Annotated in this window: 5 protein-coding genes; all 5 read right to left on the reverse strand. The window is 70.7% G+C overall.

Going from position 1 to position 5,339, the window contains the following annotated elements; translation table 11 throughout:
• A partial coding sequence (locus ACFU99_RS31760) for a DoxX family protein (RefSeq protein ID WP_384398597.1) occupies positions 1 to 514 on the reverse strand: 514 nt, incomplete at its 3' end.
• A gap of 113 nt (positions 515 to 627) precedes the next feature.
• Positions 628 to 1,908, reverse strand: coding sequence for a hypothetical protein (locus ACFU99_RS31765; protein ID WP_384398599.1), 1,281 nt, complete (start codon positions 1,906 to 1,908; stop codon positions 628 to 630).
• A gap of 112 nt (positions 1,909 to 2,020) precedes the next feature.
• Complete coding sequence (locus ACFU99_RS31770) at positions 2,021 to 2,854, reverse strand: class II aldolase/adducin family protein (RefSeq protein ID WP_384398602.1); 834 nt, start codon at positions 2,852 to 2,854, stop codon at positions 2,021 to 2,023.
• A 55-nt stretch (positions 2,855 to 2,909) separates the two neighbouring features.
• Positions 2,910 to 3,506 (reverse strand): Uma2 family endonuclease, encoded by a 597-nt coding sequence (locus tag ACFU99_RS31775; protein ID WP_384398604.1) that lies wholly within the window; start codon positions 3,504 to 3,506, stop codon positions 2,910 to 2,912.
• A 105-nt stretch (positions 3,507 to 3,611) separates the two neighbouring features.
• Positions 3,612 to 5,198: a glutamine-hydrolyzing GMP synthase gene (gene guaA / locus ACFU99_RS31780; protein ID WP_384398600.1), complete on the reverse strand. Its 1,587-nt coding sequence runs from the start codon at positions 5,196 to 5,198 to the stop codon at positions 3,612 to 3,614.
• Between the last annotated feature and the right edge of the window lie 141 nt (positions 5,199 to 5,339).

Genomic DNA, 5,339 nt, shown 5'->3' on the forward strand with positions numbered 1-5,339 from the left:
GCCGTCGGCGGCGCGACCACTCCGCGTCGAACGAGAACACCGGTGTGCCCGCCAGGATCAGCGGCAGCCAGGCCATCAGATACGCGAGGTCGTTGCCGTAGTAGTACGGCTCCGTGGCCCAGCTGACGGTGAGCCACAGGGCGAGCGAGATCAGCGCGCCGCCGAGCGCCGCGAGCCGCCCCAGGATGCCGAAGAGGACGCCGATGCCGACGGCGAGTTCGCCGAAGGCGATGGCGTAGCCGAAGCCGACGGGGCTCTTGAGCGCCAGGTCGATCAGGGCGGGCACGGCCGAACTGTCGTGCACGCCGCGCATGAGGTCGCCGATGGAGTCCGGCCCGCTGTCCGACAGGAAGGCGGAATCGGTGAGTTTGTCGAGCCCCGCGTAGATGAAGGTGACGCCGAGGAAGACGCGCAGGGGCAGCAGCGCGTACCGGGCGGCGGCCGCCCGCAGGCCGCCGGGCCCACCGCCGTTGCCGCCGATCCCCGGTCCCATCGCCCGGTCCACATGTGCCATGACACCCGCCGCCTCTCCATGACCGTCAGCCTGTCCGTCGGTCCCTCGCCCCTGACCATACGTACGGCGGGGGCCGCGGGCTCAGAGCGCAACGGCCGCGACGGCGGCGGGTTTCAGTCGCAGACGGTGATCGGGTAGCGGTTGGTTTCGGCCCCGGCCGCCGTGATGACCTGCACCTCGGCCGGTCCCGGCTCGACGTCCACGGGGATCGGCACGGTCAGCGCCGCGTCGGTCGGGTTGGTGAAGCCGCCCGGCACCGGTACGAGCGGCACATGGACGTACACCGCGCCGATCCGCACGACCATCCGGGCCAGCCGGTCGGGGGTCCGCGCGCCGGGCGGCAGGAAGCCGGCGCCGCGGATCTCGATGTCGTCGCCGGTGCGGATCGGCCCGTCGAGGTCGCCCGCCTCCCGCGCCCGTACGACCGACAGAATCACCGGCCGCCCGCCCTCCGCGTACTTGCCCGCCACGTACACGGCCGCGCTGACGGCCATCAGCACCGCCAGGCCCCAGGGGATGTCGGGGAGTTGCTGCGGCCGGCGGGCGAGCCGCACGGCGGTGAGGGCCACGACGACGGCGCAGACCAGCGCGTACTGCACATCGCCGAAGCTGCCGCGCCCGGCGTCGTCGGTGAGCAGGTCGGCGGCGCGGGGCCGGTCCGCGCGGATCTTCTGGAGGCGCTGGGTCCGTACGCGCAGGGCGACGACGCGGCGTACGAGGACGACGACTGCGGAGGTCAGGGCGAGGACGCTCAACACTCCCCCGGCCCGCTCGATTTGCACCCCGCCCAGCAACTCCCGCTGGTCGGCCGCCCCCGAGGAGACGACCAGCTCGACGGCGATGAGCACCACCGCGAAGAGGACGAACAGGAGCCAGACGGCGGCGACGGCGCGGGAGGTGGAGAGGCGGTTGTCCGCGCCGATGAGGGGCGCGAGGAGGCCGCCGCGAGAGCGGTGCAGATGGGCGGCGAGGGTGAGCAGGGCCGCTGCGGCGACGGCCGCGACGATGGAGGCCGTACGGGCCGCCGTCCATCCCGTGCCGATCGCGGTCAGGGCCTGGCCGAGGAGCAGCGCGGCGCAGCCGCCCCAGACGGCGAAGACGGTGCGCCGCCGGACGAGGCAGTGCCAGGTCTCGCGCTCGGCGTGGGCGCGCTCGGCGAGGGCGCGGGCGGCCTGTGTCAGCTCGTCGGACACCCATTGGCGGGAGGCGCCGTCCGAGTGGGCGAGGGCGGCCGGTACGCCGTGCCCGGCGGCGAGTCGGTCGCGCCGGGCGGCGAACTCGGCGGCCGCGCGCCGGTGTCCGGTCCGGACGCTGTGCGGGCAGCTACCGCAGGCGCAGCCGCCGCCGTGCGCGCCCGCGTCCGCTTCGGCGTTCTCCGCCGTCTCCACAGCCACGCCGCAACGCCACCTCTCCCGCCCATGAGGGCTTCAACTTCCCGACAATGTCAGGGAATTGTGCCGCATTTGGAGAGCGCTTCAGCGCAACCGAACAGGCGTGCGGGGGCTGTCAGCCGAGCAACTCCGGCTCGCTGCGCGTGATCTGCTGGTAGAGGGGCTGGTAGTTGATCCAGGCGACGAGGTCGTTGCCGAGCTGTTCGCGGGTGTGCACGGCGCTCTTGTGGTCGATGAGTACGGGCTTCCCGGCGGCCTTGGCGGTGAGCTGCACCTGGCAGGACCGCTCCATGGTGATGAACCACCAGGCGGCGGCGTCGACCGAGTCGCCGACCGTGAGGAGCCCGTGATTGCGCAGGATGACGGCCTTGTGCGGCCCCAGCGCACTGGCGATGCGCCGCCCTTCCTCCTCGTCCACGACCACGCCGGTGTAGTCGTCGAAGAGGGCGTGGTCCTCGTAGAAGGCGCAGACGTCCTGCGTGATCGGGTCCAGGAGCTCCCCGAGGCAGGAGAGGGCGCGGCCGTAGGTGGAGTGGCTGTGGGCGGCGGCGACGACGTCGGGGCGGGCCTGGTGGACCTGGGAGTGGATCGCGAAGGCGGCCTGGTTGACGTGGTACCGCCCCTCGACGACCTGCCCCGCGTGGTTGACGAGAATGAGCTCGTCGACGGTGATGTGCTTGAAGGACATCCCGAACGGATTCACCCAGAAGCAGTCCGTGAACTCCGGGTCCCGCGCGGTGATGTGCCCCGCCACCCCCTCCTCGAACCCGAACCGCCCGAACAGCCGCAGCGCCGCCGCCAGCCGCTCCTTACGGTGCCGCCGCTCCTCGGCGACATCCTCGAACTTCGGCGGCATCGCGAACTGCAACTGATCAGTGGGTACGGGCTCCGGTGCCTGCGGCATGACGGCTCTCCTCCGGCGGTAGCGCGCGGTGTGTCTGTACGAGATATCTGTACGAGACGGAAGCTACCGCCCGGTATCGCCGGAGAACAGGGGTGGGCCGTCAGAGGTTGTCGATCTCGGTGAGGTCGATGTCGATGTCGAAGGGGGCGGTGAGCTTGAGGGTGTCGCGGTAGGTACCGGTGGGAATGTAGCTCTGCGTCTCCTGAGAGAGCTCGAAGGCATGCACGACCGGGGCGTGATCGAACCCGGCCTTCTCGACGATCCAGAAGTGCGGAATACCCGCCGCGGCGTACTTGTGCGGCTTGGTGTCGTGGTCACGGGCCTCGGAATCCGGCGAGACCACCTCGACGGCGAGCAGCACATCTCTGGCCTCGAAACGGGTCTGCTCTCGGTTCCTCACTGCCCCGGCCCGCACAACCATGACGTCCGGCTCCGGCCCGTTGTACCTGTCGATCACAACGGTCATCTCGCGCCGGACCTTCATCTCAGGTGGTGCCGTGCGGCGCAGACCCGCCACCAACATATCGATCACGATGCTGTGGAAATCCCGCTGCGGACTCACGAAAACCAGGCTCCCGTCGATCAGCTCAGTGTGCGGCGGGAGGTCGGGCAGCGTCAGCAGGTCGTCCACGGTGTAACCGTCCTGCGGCGGCACCGGCCAGTGGTGCGCGATCTCAGCGGTCATTAGTCCTCCCATGGACGGGATTCTGGGCCGTAGATCCAGCGTACCCAGGCGGAACGGCAATGCCGCCGCCCAAACGAATGAGCGACGGCGGCGGCGTTGACCTTCAGGTGGGGGAGGTCACTCCCACTCGATGGTGCCGGGGGGCTTGCTGGTGATGTCGAGGACGACGCGGTTGACCTCGTCGACCTCGTTGGTGATGCGGGTCGAGATGCGGCCCAGCACGTCGTAGGGCAGGCGGGACCAGTCCGCCGTCATGGCGTCCTCGGAGGAGACGGGACGCAGCACGATCGGGTGGCCGTACGTGCGGCCGTCGCCCTGGACGCCGACGGAGCGGACGTCGGCGAGGAGGACGACCGGGCACTGCCAGATCTCGCGGTCCAGGCCGGCCGCCGAGAGCTCCTGGCGGGCGATGGCGTCGGCCTCGCGCAGCAGGTCCAGGCGCTCCTTGGTGACCTCGCCGACGATGCGGATGCCGAGGCCGGGGCCGGGGAAGGGCTGGCGCTGGACGATGGCGTCCGGCAGGCCCAGCTCCGTGCCGACCATGCGGACCTCGTCCTTGAAGAGCTGCCGCAGCGGCTCGACGAGCTGGAACTCCAGGTCCTCGGGGAGCCCGCCCACGTTGTGGTGGGACTTGATGTTGGCGGTGCCGGCGCCGCCGCCGGACTCGACCACGTCCGGGTAGAGCGTGCCCTGGACGAGGAACGCGACGTCCTCGCCGGCCGCGCCCGCCTCGGCCACCAGCTCCGCCTGCGCCTGCTCGAAGACGCGGATGAACTCCCGGCCGATGATCTTCCGCTTCTGCTCGGGGTCGCTGACCCCGGCGAGCGCGGTCAGGAACCGCTCCTCCGCGTCGACGACCTTCAGCTGTACGCCCGTGGCCGCCACGAAGTCCTTCTCGACCTGCTCCGTCTCACCCTTGCGCTGGAGCCCGTGGTCGACGTACACGCAGGTCAGCTGGGAGCCGATGGCCCGCTGGACGAGCGCCGCGGCGACCGAGGAGTCCACGCCGCCGGACAGCGCGCAGATCGCCCGCTTCGACCCGACCTGCTCGCGGATCGCGGCGACCTGCTCGTCGACGACATTGGTGGTCGTCCAGTTGGGCTCGATGCCCGCGCCGCGGTACAGGAAGTGCTCCAGGACCTGCTGCCCGTGGGTGGAGTGCATGACCTCGGGGTGGTACTGCACGCCGTACAGCTTGAGCTCGTCGTTCTCGAACGCCGCGACCGGCACGACGTCCGTCGAGGCCGTGACCGTGAAGCCCTCCGGCGCCGCCGAGCAGGCGTCGCCGTGCGACATCCACACGGGCTGCTCGGCGGGGGTCCCCTCGAAGAGGGTCGAGCCGGGCCGGGAGACCGACAGCGGCGTACGGCCGTACTCGCGGGCCCCGGTGTTGTCGACGGTGCCGCCGAGCGCCGTGGCCATCAGCTGGAAGCCGTAGCACATGCCGAAGACCGGCACCCCGGCCTCGAAGAGCGAGCGGTCGACGGTCGGCGCGCCCTCGGCATACACCGACGAGGGACCGCCGGAGAGGATGATCGCCTTCGGCTTCCTGGCGAGCATCTCGGCCACCGGCATGGTGGACGGGACGATCTCGCTGTAGACCCGCGCCTCACGGACGCGGCGGGCGATGAGCTGGGCATACTGCGCGCCGAAGTCGACGACCAGAACGGTGTCGGGGGCGGCGGCAGGGGACGCTGAGGGCACTTCGGCGGCCTTCCGGCGGTGGATCGGGGGGTTGGACTTTCGATTCTAACGGGCACATACTGAGCCCCATGTTCACGCACTCGACCTTCGTCTTTACCTATGGCACCGGCCCGTCCGGCTGCCATGGTCGTGCTGCTTGAT

Origin of the sequence: Streptomyces sp. NPDC057654, from assembly GCF_042800135.1 — a bacterium.
Lineage (GTDB): Bacteria > Actinomycetota > Actinomycetes > Streptomycetales > Streptomycetaceae > Streptomyces.